Genomic DNA, 14,459 nt, shown 5'->3' with positions numbered 1-14,459 from the left:
GCCGCGCCAAGCCAGACCAGGCCTGCCCTGCGGGCAGGCCGCCCCAAGGGGCCGGCGGGACGAGCGACTCGAATGAGCTGTCTGTGTGAGCCGCCCGTGTGAGCGGACCGTGATAGAGAGGAGAACAACGATGAGCAACAAACTCGATCAAATCGAAGCCCGCGTGCGTGGTGCCGTCGAGGATGACCCCGAACAGGGCGTCTTTCGCTGCCACCGCAGCATGTTCACCGACCCCGAGTTCTTCGAGCTCGAGATGAAGCACATCTTCGAGGGCAACTGGCTGTTCATGGCCCACGAGAGTCAGATCGCCGAGCCCGGTGACTACTTCACCCTGAACATGGGGCGCCAGCCGGTGGTCATCACCCGCGACAAGGAGGGCGAGCTTCACGCCCTGATCAACGCCTGCGCCCACCGCGGTGCCACCCTCTGCCGTCGTAAGCAGGGCAACAAGGGCACCTTCACCTGTCCCTTCCACGGCTGGACCTTCAAGAACGACGGGCGTCTGCTCAAGGCCAAGAACGAGAAGGCCGGCGCCTACCCGGACGCCTTCAAGCAGGACGGCTCCCACGACCTCAAACGCCTGCCCAAATTCAGCAATTACAAGGGCTTCCTGTTCGGCAGCCTGAGCGACGACGTCATGCCCATCGAGGAGTACCTGGGCGAGACCATGAAGGTCATCGACAACATCGTCGACCAGGCCCCGGAAGGTCTCGAGATCCTGCGCGGCACCTCGTCCTACACCTACACCGGCAACTGGAAGCTGCAGGCCGAGAACGGCGCCGACGGCTACCACGTCAGCACCGTGCACTGGAACTACGCCTCCACCATGGACCGTCGCAACTACGACGAAGGCGGCACTAAGGCGGTGGACGCCGACGGCTGGTCCAAGTCCAAGGGCGGTTTCTACTCCTACGAGAACGGCCACATGATGCTGTGGACCCGGCTGCTCAATCCCGAGGTGCGTCCGGTCTACGAGCACAAGGAGCGTATCGAGAAGGAACTGGGCGAGGCCCGCGCCGACAACATCGTCAACCAGACCCGCAACCTGTGTCTGTACCCCAACGTCTATCTGATGGACCAGTTCTCGACCCAGATTCGGGTGCTGCGTCCGCTGGCGGTGGATCGTACCGAGGTGACCATCTACTGCTTCGCGCCCAAGGGTGAATCGGCGGAGAACCGTCGCGTGCGCATCCGCCAGTACGAGGACTTCTTCAACGTCAGCGGTATGGGCACGCCGGATGACCTGGAAGAGTTCCGCGGCTGCCAGAACGGCTACAACGGTGCCCTGGCCGAGTGGAATGACCTGTCGCGTGGCGCCAAGCAATGGATCGATGGTCCCGACGAAGACGCCAGCGCCATCGACATGAAGCCGCTGAAGAGCGGTGCCTCGCCGGAGGACGAAGGCCTCTACGTGCTGCACCACCAGCACTGGGTCGAGGAAATGCTGCGCGCCATCGACAAGGAACGCAGCCAGTTCATCGCCACGGCCTCAGCCTGAATCCTGCGGAAAGGAGACGAATCATGAGCATCAGCTATCACGACATCCAGGCCTTTCTTTATCGCGAAGCACGCCTTCTGGACGAACGCGAGTGGGACGAGTGGCTGACCCTGTACCACAAGAAAGCCGAGTTCTGGATGCCCTGCTGGGACGACGACGACACCCTGACCGGCGACCCGAACAGCGAGATCTCGCTGATCTACTACCCCAATCGGGAAGGGCTCGAGGATCGCGTCTATCGGATCAAGACCGAGCGCAGTGGCGCCAGCACGCCGGAGCCGCGCACCACCCACCAGATCACCAATATCGAGGTGATGAAGGAGGAGGGCGACAGCCTGGAGGTGCGCTTCAACTGGCACACCCTGAGCCACCGCTACAAGCAGACCGACAGCTACTTCGGGGTGTCTTTCTACACCCTGGACGTGTCCGGCGACAGCCCGCTTATCACGCGCAAGAAGGTGCAGCTCAATAACGATTATATCCACCAGGTCATCGACGTTTATCACATTTAAGTCGGTGAAGGAGAACGACCATGAGCTTCACCATCGCGCTCAACTTCGAAGACGGGGTGTCGCGCTTTATCGACTGCAACGAGGGCGAGACCGTCCTCGATGCGGCCTACCGCAACAAGGTCAACCTGCCGATGGACTGCTCCGACGGCGTCTGCGGCACCTGCAAGTGCCACTGCGACCAGGGCGAGTTCGAGCTGGGTAACGAGTACATCGATGAGGCGTTGTCCGACGAGGAGCTGCACGAGGGGCAGGTGCTGACCTGCCAGATGGTGCCGTCCTCTGACTGCGTGCTGTCGGTGCCGGTGGCCTCGACCGTATGCAAGACCGAGGTCGACAGCCGTGCCTCCACGGTGGTCCACGTCGAACCCTTGTCCGAGGACTCCATCGAGCTTGCCATCGATATCGAAGGCGAGCCGCTGAACTTCCTGCCGGGGCAGTACGTGCACCTGGAGGTACCGGGCTGTGGTGAGCACAGAAGCTATTCGTTCAGCTCGCTGCCGGGGGAATCCCGCGCCAGCTTCCTGATCCGCAATGTGCCGGACGGGCTGATGAGCGGCTATCTGGCGGACAAGGCCAAGGCCGGTGACGCCATGGCGGTGACCGGCCCCATGGGCAGCTTCTACCTGCGCGCCATCCAGCGCCCGATCCTGATGCTGGCCGGCGGCACCGGGCTTGCTCCCTTCCTGTCGATGCTCAAGCAGCTTGCCGCGCTCGAGGCCCAGGGCGAGGGAGCAGGCCAGCCGATCCACATGATCTATGGCGTGACCAAGGACGATCATCTGGTCAAGTGCGAAGAGCTCGACGCGGCGGTCGAGGCGCTGCCCGACTTCGACTACCTGACGGTGGTCGCCGACGAGGACAGCAGCCACGAGCGCAAGGGCTACGTCACCCATCACATGGACCCGCAGAAGCTGCATGACGGCGACGTCGACGTCTACCTGTGCGGCCCGCCCCCGATGGTGGACGCGGTGCTAAAGCACTTCGACCAGCAGGGCATCAAGCCGGCGAGCTTTCACTACGAAAAGTTCACGCCCAACTGACGCGTCCTGCCCGGAACCAGATTCGGCGAGGGAGACCTTTCGCCCTTGCCGACAAGAGACAGCCGTCAGCCGACAACAGACAGCCGCAGGCCGGGGCGTCCGGTCGACCGAGAGCCCCGCAATCTCATAACGATAATCACAACCTGACGAGACATGATCATGGCCAAGCTCACTATCGATAAAAACCTCAATACCGATAACACGCCCAGCACCGATAACACGCCCATCACCGATAACACGTACAGCCGCCGCCAGGCTTCCCTGTCATCCCGGCGCCCTGGCCCGCTTGCACGTTCGCTGCAGGCCGCGACCCTGGCGCTGGCCGGCGCCGCCCTGTCCACCCAGGCCCTGGCCGAGCACGACGTCAAGCTCGGGCTGATGCTGCCGTACTCCGGCACCTACGCGGCACTGGGCGAGTCCATCACCAATGGGCTGAAGCTCGCCATCGAGCAGGAGGGCGGCAGCCTCGGTGGTCATGGCGTCGAGTACGTGACCCTGGACTCCGAGGCCAACCCCTCCAAGGCGCCCCAGAACATGAGCCGCCTGGTCAAGGGTGATGGCGTCGACGTGGTCATCGGTCCGGTCCACTCCGGCGTCGCCATGGGCATGCTGCGGGTGGCCAAGCAGACCGGCGCCATCACCATCATTCCCAACGCCGGACTCGAGGCGGCCACCAACCAGCTGTGCATGCCCAACGTCTTTCGCACCTCGTTCAGCATGTGGCAGAACAGCTATCCCATGGGGCAGGTGGCCTATGATCAGGGCCATCGCAAGATCGTCACCATCACCTGGGACTACGCCGGCGGCAAGGAAGACCTGGCCGGCTTCGAGCAGGCCTTCACCGATGCCGGTGGCGAGATCGTCGAGCAGATCCTGGTGCCGTTTCCGAGCACCGAGTTCCAGACCTACCTGGCGCAGATCGCCAGCATCGCCCCTGACGCCGTCTACACTTTCTTCGCCGGTGGCGGCGGGGTCGGCTTCGTGCGGGACTACGCCGCCGCTGGACTCAACGACAGCATTCCGCTGTATGGCTCGGGCTTCTTGACCGACGGCAACCTGGGGGCTTTGGGTGAGGCCGCCAACGGCGTGCAGACCACCATGCACTACGCCGAGACCCTGGACACCCCCCAGAACCAGGCCTTCGTCTCGGCCTACCAGGAAGCCTACGGCGAGGCCCCGGACACCTACGCGGTGCAGGGCTACGACGCCGGCAAGCTGCTGGCCCAGGCCTACGCATCGATTGACGGCGAGCCCGACCGCGAGGCGCTGATCGCGGCGCTGGAAGCGGTAGAGCTCGACAGCCCGCGCGGCCCGGTGAGCTTCTCGGCCTCCCACCACCCGATCCAGAACGTCTACCTGCGCGAGGTCAGGGACGGCGAGCACCACGTCACCTCGATCGCCAGCGAGCAGCTGGAAGTTCCCGATAGCGCCTGCCCGATGAAGAGCTGAGGCGACCTTCGTTCACCGCGTCAATGACCTCGCCGAGGCGCGCGCGAATACCGGGCGCTCTCGGGCGGGCCAACGCCAAAGGAGTTCTTCATGGACCTTGCCTTCTTCGGGGTGCAGCTGCTCAACGGCTTTCAGTACGGGCTGTTGCTGTTCCTCATCGCCAGCGGCCTGACGCTGATCTTCGGCATCATGGGCATCATCAACCTGGCCCACGGCGCCATGTACATGATCGGCGCCTACCTGGCCTTCGACCTGACCCAGCGCCTCGGCAACTTCTGGCTGGCGATCCTGATCGCGGTGCCCATCGCGGTGCTGCTGGGGCTGGTCATCGAGCGGCTGTTTCTCGACACCTTGTACAAGCGTGACCACCTCTACCAGGTACTTTTGACCTTCGGCCTGATCCTGGTGCTCAACGAGGCCCAGCGCATCATCTGGGGTGGCGACGTCCACTCGGTGGCGCTGCCGGAGCCCTTTACCGGCGCCATCGCCCTGACCGACAACCTGCAGTACCCGGTCTATCGGCTGTTCGTGGCGGCGGTGTGCCTGGTACTGGCGGGGGCCATCTACTGGATCATCCGCCACACCCGGCTCGGTATCGTGATCCGCGCCGGCGCCGTCAATCGCGAGATGGTCGAAGGGCTCGGCATCAATATCCGCACCCTGTTCACCTTGATCTTCAGTGTCGGCGTGGCCCTGGCGGCCTTCGCCGGGATGATGGCGGCGCCGCTGTCGTCGATCACGCCGGGCATGGGTGACTCGATCTTGATCACCTGCTTTGTGGTGGTGGTCATCGGCGGCATCGGCTCGATCAAGGGGGCCTTCTTCGGCGCGCTGTTGATCGGCATGGCCGAGACCTTCGGTCCGGTGCTGATCCCGAGTCTCGCCAGCATGCTGATCTACCTGATCATGGCGCTGGTGCTGTTGATCAAGCCGCGCGGCCTGTTCGCCTGAGACCCGACGACAATCACCCTCCGCTCGGGCATCCCTTGCCGCCTGATCGGACCCCTTTGCAGACGGGACACCCGTCTGGAGGAGAAACACCATGTTGCATCGATATCCCAAGCGCGTGACGGTCCTGCTGCTGGCGGGCCTGGCGCTGCTGATCGCCTATCCGGCCTGGGGGCCGGCGGTATTCGGGGAGTCCAGCGCCTTCTTCATGGAGAAGCTGACCCTGATGCTGATCTTCGCCCTGTTCGCCGTCAGTCTCGACCTGCTGGTCGGTATCCTTGGCCTGGTCAGCCTGGGCCATGCGCTGTTCTTCGGCCTGGGGGCCTACACCCTGGCGATGGCCAGCCCCGACTTCAGCGCCGCCTCGCTGTGGTGGATGCTGCCGCTGGTGATGCTGGTCTCCGGCCTGGTCGCCGCCATCGTCGGCCTGCTGGTGCTGCGTACCAAGGGCATCTTCTTCATCATGACCACCCTGGCCTTCGGCCAGATGCTGTTCTACACCGTCAGCACCTCCAGCATGACCGGCGGTACCGACGGCGTCTTCATCATGTTCCGCCCGAGCCTTGCCATGGGCGAGACGCCGCTGATCGACCTCGACAACCCGCTGACGTTCTTCTACTTCTGCCTGGCGCTCCTGGTGGCGGTCTACCTTATCCTGCGCGCCCTGACCCGTTCCCACTTCGGCCAGGTGCTCGATGGCATCCACGACAACGAGCACCGCATGCAGGCGCTGGGCTACGCCACCACCGGCTACAAGCTGATCGCCTTCGTGGTCTCGGCGATGATCGCCGGCGTCGCCGGCATGCTGGCGGCCATGCAGTACGGCTTCGCCAACCCGGCCCAGCTTGGCTGGCACCACTCCGGCGAGGTGTTGATGATGGTCATCCTCGGCGGCATGGGCACCATCTTCGGGCCGATCCTCGGCGCCTTCGCCTACGAACTGCTGCTGTACTTCTACGAGCACCTGACCAACCACTGGCCGATCCTGATGGGCCTGACCATCATCGTCGCGGTGCTGGTGCTGCCCAAGGGCATCGCCGGGCTGCTGCTCGACCCGCCGGGGCGAAAGGCCTCGCTGCTGGGGCGGCTTGGCGGTGGCAAGGACAATTTGGCGACGGGCAGACAGACTTCCGCCTCCGACAGCGACGGCAAGAACGTCGGCAAAAGTGCCGGGGGGGTGTCCTCATGAGCAGCATGCTCAAGACCCGCGGGCTGACCCGCAGCTTCGGTGGCCTGCTGGCGGTCAATGACGTCGACTTCGAGGTCGAGCAGGGCGAGATCCACGCCATCCTCGGTCCCAACGGTGCCGGCAAGAGCACCCTGATCAACCTGCTGTCCGGCGAGATTCCGCCGACCCGCGGCGAGATCGAGTATCGCGGCAGCGCGATCCAGGGCAAGAAGGCCCACCAGGTCGCCCGACTCGGTATCGGTCGCAGCCACCAGAAGACCAACATCTTTCCGCGCCTGAGCTGTCTGCAGAACTGCCAGCTGGCCGCGCGTATCCACCACGGTGGCGTCATCGGCAGCTGGCGCTCGCGCCGGCGGGCCCGCGAAGTCGATGAGCGGGCGCTGGCCGCGCTGGACACCTGTGGTCTGGTGACCCGGGCCCATACGGTGTCCTCCGGCATGAGCTACGGCGAGCAGCGCCAGCTGCAGATCGCCATGGTGCTGGCGACCCAGCCACAGCTGATGCTGCTGGACGAGCCGATGGCCGGCATGGGCCGGGAGGAGACCGACCAGGTCGCCGACCTGCTCAAGCGGCTGTCTCGCGACTACACCATCGTGTTGATCGAACACGACATGGACTCGGTGTTCCGCCTGGCCGATAGCATCACCGTGATGGTCGACGGTTGCGTACTGGAAAGCGGCGACACCGAGAGCATTCGTGCAAGCGAAACGGTGCGTGACGTCTATCTGGGACGTCACGACAGCAGCGAGGAAAGTCGCCCCAGCGATAGCGTCGATATCGGCAACGGCTCCAGCAATAGCGAGGTGACGTCATGAACGTGGCGATCAAGGAGGCAGGAACGCAACGGGTGGACGCTGCCGAGGATGTCGAGTCGCCGTTGATCGAGGCCACCGGCCTGCACACCTTCTACGGCGAAAGCCATGTGCTGCACGGGGTGGACCTGACCCTCAGGGCCGGCGAGACGCTGAGCCTGCTCGGTCGCAACGGGATGGGCAAGACCACCACCTTGAAGTCGATCCTCGGCTTCGTGCCGCCGCGCCATGGCGAGGTGCGGATCATGGGGGTGGATACCCGCAAGCGCCGTCCCTGGCAGATCATCCGTCAGGGCATCGGCTACGTGCCGGAAGGGCGGGGCATCTTTCCCGGTATCAGCGTGCGCGAGCATCTGGTGATGGCTGCACGTCCGGGGACTGACGGCAGTACCGACTGGGATATCGAGCGGGTGCTGGACACCTTTCCCCGGCTCAAGGAGCGCATCGGCCACGATGGTTCGCTGCTGTCCGGCGGCGAGCAGCAGATGCTGTCGATCGGTCGCGCGCTGATGCTCAACCCGCGGCTGTTGATCCTCGACGAGGCTACCGAAGGGCTGGCGCCGCTGATCCGCGACGAGATCTGGTCGATCCTGCGCACCATCAAGGCCTCGGGCATCGCCAGCATCATCGTCGACAAGAACATCGACAACCTGCTCGAGGTGGGCGACCGCCACCTGTTGATCGTCAAAGGCAAGGTGGTGTTCGACGGTGACAGCCAGGCGCTGAGGGCCGACCCCTCGATCCTTGATACCCACCTCGGTGTGGGCTGAGGCCACGCCGTGGCCACTTCACCCACCGCATCCGACAGCAGAAGGACAGCAACATGAAGCGATTCGAAGGACAGGTGATGCTGATCACCGGCGCCGCCCAGGGGATCGGGCGGCGTCTGGCCGAGCGGGCCGGTGACGAGGGCGCTGCCCTGGTGCTGGTCGATCGTGCCGAACATGTCCACCAGGTGGCCCGCGAGCTTGGCGAGCAGGGAGTCGAGGTCCTTGCCCTGAACGCCGATCTGGAGACCTGGGAGGGCGCCGAGAGCGCCATCAAGAGCGCCATCGAGCGCTTCGGGCGACTGGACGTACTGGTCAACAACGTCGGCGGGACCATCTGGGCCAAGCCCTACAGCCACTACAGCCCGGAGCAGGTCGAGGCCGAGGTGCGTCGCTCGCTGTTTCCGACGCTGTGGTGCTGTCGTGCGGCGCTGCCTCACCTGATCGATAGCGGCGGCAATATCGTCAATGTCTCCTCGGTGGCCACCCGCGGGGTCAATCGGGTGCCCTACGCTTCGGCCAAGGGCGGGGTGAACGCCATGACCGTGGCGCTGGCCATCGAGATGGCCGAGCACGGCGTACGGGTCAACGCCACCGCCCCCGGCGGCACCGAGGCGCCGCCCCGGCTGACGCCGCGCAACGCCGAGCCCCAGAGCGAACAGGACAAACGGTGGTACCAGCAGTTGATCGACCAGACCCTGGCGTCGAGCCTGATGCACCGCTACGGCACCCTGGACGAGCAGGTCGGGCCGATCCTGTTTCTGGCCTCCCGCGACGCCAGCTATATCACCGGCACGGTGGTGCCGGTGGCCGGCGGCGACCTGGGCTAGCCGGTTGATGCCGCGTGACGTGGACCCAGCTTGCATCCCGCTGTACCTGCGGGCACCGGGACGGCGTGGTGAATCTTGTATCCTCCTTGGCCTGGCCGCGTGCCGGGCCTTTTTTGTCTTCCGTCGACGTCGCCAGGGGACCCACCAGCTGACATTCCTGGCCGGACATCGACGCCATCATCAAGGAGCCAGCCCATGCGCCGGACCGACTCCGATACCGTAACCGCACCCCAAGGGGCGGCTGCGGGGTCGTCCCTTTTTCGTGACCTGTCGCTGTCGGCGGTGACGGCAGGCTTTGTCGCGGTGCTGATTTCCTACTCGGGGCCGCTGGCGATCTTCTTCCAGGCCGGTGCGGCGGCGGATATCTCACCCGAGATGATGACCTCCTGGGTGTGGGCCATTTCGTTGGGGGCGGCGGTGTCGGGCATCGTCCTGAGCCTGTGGCTCAGGGTGCCGGTGGTGACGGCCTGGTCGGCGCCGGGGACGGCGCTGCTGATCACCCTGTTCCCGGAGCTGTCGCTGGGCGAGGCGGTAGGCGCCTACCTGACGGCGGCGGTGCTGATGCTGATCATCGGTGTCACCGGCAGCTTCGACCGATTGATGGCGCTGATTCCGTCGGGTGTGGCCGCCGGCATGATGGCGGGCATCCTGTTCCAGTTTGGCCTGGGCGCCTTTGCGGCCATCGAGACCTCGCCCTGGCTCGCCGTCGGCATGTTGCTGGCCTATCTGGTGTTCAAGCGGCTGGCGCCGCGCTATTGCCTGATCCTGTTGCTGATCACCGGTGTGGTGCTCGCCGTGGTGCTGGAAGGCGCGAGTCTCGCCGGCGTCGGTGTGCACCTGGCGATTCCCCGCTTTATCGCTCCCGAGTGGACCATCACCAGCACCCTGAGCCTGGCGTTGCCGCTGGTGGTGGTGAGCCTGACCGGCCAGTTCCTGCCGGGAATGGCGATCCTGCATGCGGCGGGCTATCGCACCAGGGCTCGGCCGATCCTGACGGTGGCCAGCCTGACCTCCTTCGCCACCGCCTGCTTTGGCGGCATCACCACGGTGATCGCGGCCATCACCGCCGCGCTGTGCACCGGCAAGGATGCCCACCAGGACCCGGGTCGTCGCTACGTCGCCGGGGTCGCCAACGGCGTCTTCTATCTGGTCGGCGGGCTGTTCGCCGGCACTATTGTGGCGCTCTTCACTTCCTTGCCCGGCGCCTTTGTGGCGGTACTGGCGGGGCTTGCCTTGATCGGTGCGATCACCAGCAATCTGGCCGCCATGATCGCCGCCGAGGGCCACCGCGAGGCCTCGGTGATCGCCTTTATGGTGACGGCCTCGGGCATGAGTCTGTTCGGTCTTGGCGCGGCCTTCTGGGGGGTGGTGATCGGCATGCTGGCGGTCAGGTTGCTGCATGGTGGACGCGCCGCAGCCTGACGATGGCGGTGATGCATGGTCCCAGGCCGGATGGCGCTCGAGCGTCGCGAATTCATCGATGTCAGCACCGTCGGTGAGCCTGACCTGCGGCCGTCTGATACCGTCGGATTAGTGTGCTGAAACGATCGCGGCGTCAGGGTGGGAGCGCGGGGTGACAAAGTTGCCGGCTATCATCGGCGGAGCCCTATTTGGGCGCTGTCCGAAAAGTCGACGAGCGAAGGTTAGACAAGGCAAAAATCGGTGAGAAAGCGCAGTTTACGGAGTGTAAATGAGCATTTTGATCCGATTTTTAACGCCGTATTACCGAGTGCAGGCACTTTTCAGACAAGCCCTAGGCAAAGATGTCCGCTGTACTCGCTCGAATCACCAGGAAACCGCCGTGACCCCGTATTCAAGAAGTGCTCTCGCCTGCCATGCGCTGGCGACCCTGATTCTGATCGCCTTTGGTCTGGTCTATCTCGGCCGCAGCGAATTCATGCCCTACCATGCCGCCGCCATGGGGCTCGACTGGGAGTCGGTCGCTCCAGGCACCCGGCAGGTCCTGCTGGCGCTGATGCACGCCCTGGGGGGCGCCTGTCTCAGCGTGGCGATGCTGGTCGGTGTGCTGCTGTGGGGGCCGTTTCGGCGGGGGGCCGACTGGGCGACCTGGACGGTGCCGCTGGCCGGCTTTGTGCTGTGTGCGACCTCGCTCTACGCTCAGATCGGGGTCGCCCTCAGGACACCGGCGTCGCCTCCCATGCTGCCGGTCATCGCCGCCGGTGTCTTGCTGGCGCTGGGGCTGTGGCGGTCACGGCGCTGGCGCCAACGCGACGTCCCGTTGAATACCCGGTCGGACTCACGCTAGCGCACCGTACTGACGGTAACCGCAGGGTCAGTCTCCCTCCCACTTCTCCAGCAGCCGGTCATGATAGCGCCCCAGCTCAAGAAGCCGACTGGCACCTCGCCCGCTTTCGCCAAGCCGTGCGCGCAGAAGGCGCAGGCGTTTCTCGCAAGCGCTTCGCTCGGCGGCTTCCTGTGTCTGCGCCAGCAGGTCTTCCACCTCACGAATCTCGCGCTGAAGCTGAAGCTCCGGGGGCAGATAGCCTGAGTTCTTCAGCAGTCGGTAGCCTGCCCGCAGCGCCTCGGGAATCATGCTGTCGTCGTCGAGTTCGATGGGCTTGCCGTGATCCGGCAGGTCGTCGAAGGCGCCTTCCTGCTGCGCCTTCTGGATACGTGCCTCGGCCAGTTGATCGAGCAGGGACATGGGAGCACCTCGTGGCGTAAAGCGGTCCTGTTGACCCGACTTTAGGCCATCGGAGCGCTCCCATCACCCGCCAGCGGGAGCCATCAAGAGAAGGAAGGCGCGAGGGCTACAGCTCTGGATGTCGACGATGCCAGTCGGTGACCTGCTGGAAGGCCCAGCCAGCGCGTACCAGCATCGCTTCATTGAACATCGGTGCGATGAACTGGAAGGCGATGGGCCCGCCCTGCTGGCTGAAGCCCGCCGGCAGGGTAATGGTCGGGTGCCCGCTCAGGTCGAAAGGACAGGTATAGCGCAGCATGCCGGAAAACAGCGCTTCATCCTCGCCGAACTTCTCCATGAAGGCCATCGACGGGGCGGCGTAGGCGGTGACCGGGGCGATCAGCAGGTCGACACTGGCCAAGAGGCGATCGACCCGGCCCTTGAACTCGGCCCGGCGCAGCAGTCGTTGCTGGTGGTCCATGGCGCTCTGGGCGCGGCCCAGGTCGATCAGACCAGCAAGACCAGGGCCGTACGCTTCGCGCTGGCTGGGGAAGGTCTCGGCATGGGCGACGGCGGTCTCCACGCCGCACAGTGGCGCCCAGTCGAATACCGCCTGCTGGGTGTCGGGGAAGTCGATTTCCTCGATCACGGCACCGAGCTGTCCCAGCGTGGACACGACTTGTTCGAGGACGCCGCGGGTTTCGGTATCCACCGCTTCGATGGCCCAGCGAGGGTCGAGCCCGATACGCACACCCTTCAGGCCTCGCGTCATGCTGGCCAGGTAATCCGGCACGGCGAGGGGAACGGCGGTAGGGTCACGTTCGTCGGCACCGGCAATAACGCCAAGCAGCGCCCCTGCATCGGCGGCGCTGCGGGCGATCGGCCCGATGTGGTCCATCGAGGCCGCCAGCTCGAAGGCGCCGTGTCGGCTGACTCGGCCCCAGCTCGGCTTGAGGCCGGTGACGCCGTTGGCCGCGGAGGGGAAGCGAATCGAGCCACCGGTGTCGGTGCCCAGCGAGCCAAAGCACAGCCCGGCGGCGGTGGCCACGCCGGAACCGCTGGACGAGGCGCCTGACCACAAAGCCTCGCCCCAGGGGTTGGTGGGCGGCGTGATGTCGGGGTGGTGATCGGCGAAGGCGCCTTCGGTCTGCTGCAGCTTGCCTAGCAGCACGGCCCCGGCCTGGTCGAGGCGTGTGACCACGCTGGCCGTTTCCCGGGGCACGTGGTCACGGTGCAGGGGCATGCCGTGGGTCGTCCGGGTCCCCGCTGTCCACAGCAGATCCTTGACGGCCACTGGAACACCCTGAAGCGGCCCCTTGTGGATGCCAGCGGCCAGATCGCGGTCCGCCTGGGCGGCCTGTTCAAGTGCACTGTCGGCCATGACGGTGACAAAGCTGTTCAGGGTGGTATCGACGCTGTCGATGCGCTCGAGCATGGTTCGAGTGACCTCGACGGCGCTCAGTTCCCTGGACTGGATTCGACGGCCGACCTCGATAAGGCCGTCAAAGTGCAGCGGATGGTCTGTCATTGTTGTCATCCTGATGGTGAGAGAAGACGCTCACCTTCAGGGTAGGCAGGGCGTGGGACTCAGGTTTGCCTGAACGGGCCAAGCGGTGGCCCGAGAGGGCCAGAGCGAGCTGGTGGGGTCACATCGTCTCGGGTGCGTGGCGACCTGCTTGCAGCAAGGTAGAGGGCGGATGACCGTAGGCCTGACGGAAGCTACGGCTGAAATGGGAGACACTGGTGAAGCCATGCTCCAGGGCGACCTCGGTGACGCTGCGGATACCACCTGCCCGCAGGGTGGCGCGACTCTGCTCCAGGCGAATCGCCCACAGGACTGCCATGGGGGTGTGACCGTGCTGAGCGAACAGCCGGGTGAGGGTGCGCCGAGAGACATGGTTGTCCCGGGCGATGCGATCGAGGCTCAGGGACGGGTCCTGGTGCTGTTGTCGAAGGTAGTGGCAAAGGCGTCGGTAGAGCGCGTCATTGCGACTGTCGCCAGCGCCGCCCAGCCCCTCGAGCACCAGAGCCGCCAGATCGACCATCGCCTCGCCGAGCCCGATCGACGACGCTTCGGCGTCTAGCCGGGCGCCGTCTCGGATCAACGCCTTCAAAGAGGTGGCGCCGGGCAAGGTCGCCGGGATAGGTCGCGCGGTCAGCGGCTCGGTGGAGGTCAGGCGACGCATCAAGGGCGCCCGAGGAAGGCGCACCAGATGAAGCGCGCTGGCGCTCAGGCACCATTCGAACGGGCGGCAGGCATCGTACAGCACCAGGTCGCCGGGCCCGATGGCGATACGCCGCTGATCCTGGTCGAGTCTGGCCGTGGCGTTCTCGAGAAAGCCGAGCCACAGGTCATCGTCGCTGTCGCGGGACAGGTGGTGTGACTGCCGGCGCCAGCGGTGGGAAGAGGCGGCCATGGTACTGATGGCGACGTCGCCGTATTGCCTGACGTTGAGACTGCCATGGAAGGGCCGTTCGTCGAGGCATTGGCTGTCGGCTGGAATGCAGTGGCTGCAGACGACGTCGTGCCAGAAGGCGAAGCGCTCTCGGGAGTCGATCTGTCGGGTGGTAAAGGCGGCCGTCATGCGGGTGTCCTTCCGGGCGGGGCGGCCACAGGGTCTCAAAATGGACATTGATGCAGCCATCGTCCCGACACTATAGCGCAGGTATAGCACAGGCATAGCGCAGGCGGGTTTGGTGGCTGCATGCACGCCGGTTGGGCCCTTAGCGCAGGGGATAAGCACTGGTGACTGTTTGCGAGACGCAACAG

General features: G+C 65.1%; 14 protein-coding genes. 11 read left to right on the top strand and 3 right to left on the bottom strand.

The genetic code is table 11. From position 1 onward, the window contains the following. Window positions 1-130 precede the first annotated feature (130 nt). The 11 genes from KUW00_RS04380 to KUW00_RS04330 all read left to right on the top strand — a co-directional run bounded on the left by KUW00_RS04380 (window position 131) and on the right by KUW00_RS04330 (window position 11,311). Complete coding sequence (locus tag KUW00_RS04380) at window positions 131-1,498, top strand: Rieske 2Fe-2S domain-containing protein (protein WP_222568303.1); 1,368 nt, start codon at window positions 131-133, stop codon at window positions 1,496-1,498. Window positions 1,499-1,521: 23 nt separating this feature from the next. Then, window positions 1,522-2,010 (top strand): benzoate 1,2-dioxygenase small subunit, encoded by a 489-nt coding sequence (gene benB, locus KUW00_RS04375; protein WP_108131177.1) that lies wholly within the window; start codon window positions 1,522-1,524, stop codon window positions 2,008-2,010. A 20-nt stretch (window positions 2,011-2,030) separates the two neighbouring features. Beyond that, entirely contained in the window at window positions 2,031-3,050 is a 1,020-nt protein-coding gene (gene benC / locus KUW00_RS04370; RefSeq protein WP_222568302.1) for a benzoate 1,2-dioxygenase electron transfer component BenC, read from the top strand. 159 nt (window positions 3,051-3,209) lie between these two features. Next, entirely contained in the window at window positions 3,210-4,499 is a 1,290-nt protein-coding gene (locus tag KUW00_RS04365; protein WP_222568301.1) for an ABC transporter substrate-binding protein, read from the top strand. A gap of 90 nt (window positions 4,500-4,589) precedes the next feature. Beyond that, window positions 4,590-5,450 carry a branched-chain amino acid ABC transporter permease gene (locus KUW00_RS04360; protein ID WP_045991438.1) on the top strand — a complete coding sequence of 287 codons (861 nt, stop codon included), beginning with the start codon at window positions 4,590-4,592 and terminating at the stop codon, window positions 5,448-5,450. 91 nt (window positions 5,451-5,541) lie between these two features. Beyond that, the gene (locus KUW00_RS04355; protein ID WP_222568300.1) at window positions 5,542-6,636 is read left to right on the top strand and encodes a branched-chain amino acid ABC transporter permease; all 1,095 of its coding nucleotides are present in this window, start codon (window positions 5,542-5,544) and stop codon (window positions 6,634-6,636) included. Then, window positions 6,633-7,451, top strand: a complete 819-nt coding sequence (locus KUW00_RS04350; protein ID WP_222568299.1) for an ABC transporter ATP-binding protein — start codon at window positions 6,633-6,635, stop codon at window positions 7,449-7,451. The genes KUW00_RS04355 and KUW00_RS04350 overlap by 4 nt, the downstream gene beginning before the upstream one ends. Further along, window positions 7,448-8,218 (top strand): ABC transporter ATP-binding protein, encoded by a 771-nt coding sequence (locus KUW00_RS04345; protein WP_222568298.1) that lies wholly within the window; start codon window positions 7,448-7,450, stop codon window positions 8,216-8,218. Before KUW00_RS04350 ends, KUW00_RS04345 begins: the two co-directional genes overlap by 4 nt. A 53-nt stretch (window positions 8,219-8,271) precedes the next feature. After that, a complete protein-coding gene (benD, locus tag KUW00_RS04340; RefSeq protein ID WP_222568297.1) occupies window positions 8,272-9,045 on the top strand; it encodes a benzoate diol dehydrogenase BenD in 774 nt (257 codons plus the stop codon). Window positions 9,046-9,240: 195 nt separating this feature from the next. Next, window positions 9,241-10,467 (top strand): benzoate/H(+) symporter BenE family transporter, encoded by a 1,227-nt coding sequence (locus KUW00_RS04335; RefSeq protein ID WP_222568296.1) that lies wholly within the window; start codon window positions 9,241-9,243, stop codon window positions 10,465-10,467. A 379-nt stretch (window positions 10,468-10,846) separates the two neighbouring features. Then, a complete protein-coding gene (locus tag KUW00_RS04330) occupies window positions 10,847-11,311 on the top strand; it encodes a hypothetical protein (protein WP_222568295.1) in 465 nt (154 codons plus the stop codon). A 27-nt stretch (window positions 11,312-11,338) separates the two neighbouring features. Here KUW00_RS04330 and KUW00_RS04325 read toward each other — a convergent pair whose 3' ends face one another. The 3 genes from KUW00_RS04325 to KUW00_RS04315 all read right to left on the bottom strand — a co-directional run bounded on the left by KUW00_RS04325 (window position 11,339) and on the right by KUW00_RS04315 (window position 14,274). Then, a complete protein-coding gene (locus tag KUW00_RS04325; protein ID WP_108448480.1) occupies window positions 11,339-11,710 on the bottom strand; it encodes a DnaJ family domain-containing protein in 372 nt (123 codons plus the stop codon). Window positions 11,711-11,816: 106 nt separating this feature from the next. Continuing rightward, the gene (locus KUW00_RS04320; protein ID WP_222568294.1) at window positions 11,817-13,217 is read right to left on the bottom strand and encodes an amidase; all 1,401 of its coding nucleotides are present in this window, start codon (window positions 13,215-13,217) and stop codon (window positions 11,817-11,819) included. Window positions 13,218-13,335: 118 nt separating this feature from the next. Then, window positions 13,336-14,274, bottom strand: a complete 939-nt coding sequence (locus KUW00_RS04315; RefSeq protein ID WP_222515717.1) for a helix-turn-helix domain-containing protein — start codon at window positions 14,272-14,274, stop codon at window positions 13,336-13,338. Window positions 14,275-14,459 lie beyond the last annotated feature (185 nt).

Origin of the sequence: Halomonas sp. DP5N14-9 (genome assembly GCF_019802175.1) — a bacterium.
GTDB classification, from domain to species: domain Bacteria; phylum Pseudomonadota; class Gammaproteobacteria; order Pseudomonadales; family Halomonadaceae; genus Halomonas; species Halomonas litopenaei.
Note: the sequence above shows the minus strand (reverse complement) of the source record. Positions and strands in the feature narration are given on the sequence as shown.

What these genes read in the sequence shown, in the direction of transcription:
- KUW00_RS04360 (WP_045991438.1), top strand. Translation starts at nt 4,590, where the DNA reads ATGGACCTTGCCTTCTTCGGGGTGCAGCTGCTCAACGGCTTTCAGTAC.
- KUW00_RS04380 (WP_222568303.1), top strand. Translation starts at nt 131, where the DNA reads ATGAGCAACAAACTCGATCAAATCGAAGCCCGCGTGCGTGGTGCCGTC.
- KUW00_RS04350 (WP_222568299.1), top strand. Translation starts at nt 6,633, where the DNA reads ATGAGCAGCATGCTCAAGACCCGCGGGCTGACCCGCAGCTTCGGTGGC.
- KUW00_RS04355 (WP_222568300.1), top strand. Translation starts at nt 5,542, where the DNA reads ATGTTGCATCGATATCCCAAGCGCGTGACGGTCCTGCTGCTGGCGGGC.
- benB (WP_108131177.1), top strand. Translation starts at nt 1,522, where the DNA reads ATGAGCATCAGCTATCACGACATCCAGGCCTTTCTTTATCGCGAAGCA.
- KUW00_RS04315 (WP_222515717.1), bottom strand. Translation starts at nt 14,274, where the DNA reads ATGACGGCCGCCTTTACCACCCGACAGATCGACTCCCGAGAGCGCTTC.
- KUW00_RS04365 (WP_222568301.1), top strand. Translation starts at nt 3,210, where the DNA reads ATGGCCAAGCTCACTATCGATAAAAACCTCAATACCGATAACACGCCC.
- KUW00_RS04335 (WP_222568296.1), top strand. Translation starts at nt 9,241, where the DNA reads ATGCGCCGGACCGACTCCGATACCGTAACCGCACCCCAAGGGGCGGCT.
- KUW00_RS04325 (WP_108448480.1), bottom strand. Translation starts at nt 11,710, where the DNA reads ATGTCCCTGCTCGATCAACTGGCCGAGGCACGTATCCAGAAGGCGCAG.
- benD (WP_222568297.1), top strand. Translation starts at nt 8,272, where the DNA reads ATGAAGCGATTCGAAGGACAGGTGATGCTGATCACCGGCGCCGCCCAG.
- KUW00_RS04320 (WP_222568294.1), bottom strand. Translation starts at nt 13,217, where the DNA reads ATGACAGACCATCCGCTGCACTTTGACGGCCTTATCGAGGTCGGCCGT.
- KUW00_RS04345 (WP_222568298.1), top strand. Translation starts at nt 7,448, where the DNA reads ATGAACGTGGCGATCAAGGAGGCAGGAACGCAACGGGTGGACGCTGCC.
- benC (WP_222568302.1), top strand. Translation starts at nt 2,031, where the DNA reads ATGAGCTTCACCATCGCGCTCAACTTCGAAGACGGGGTGTCGCGCTTT.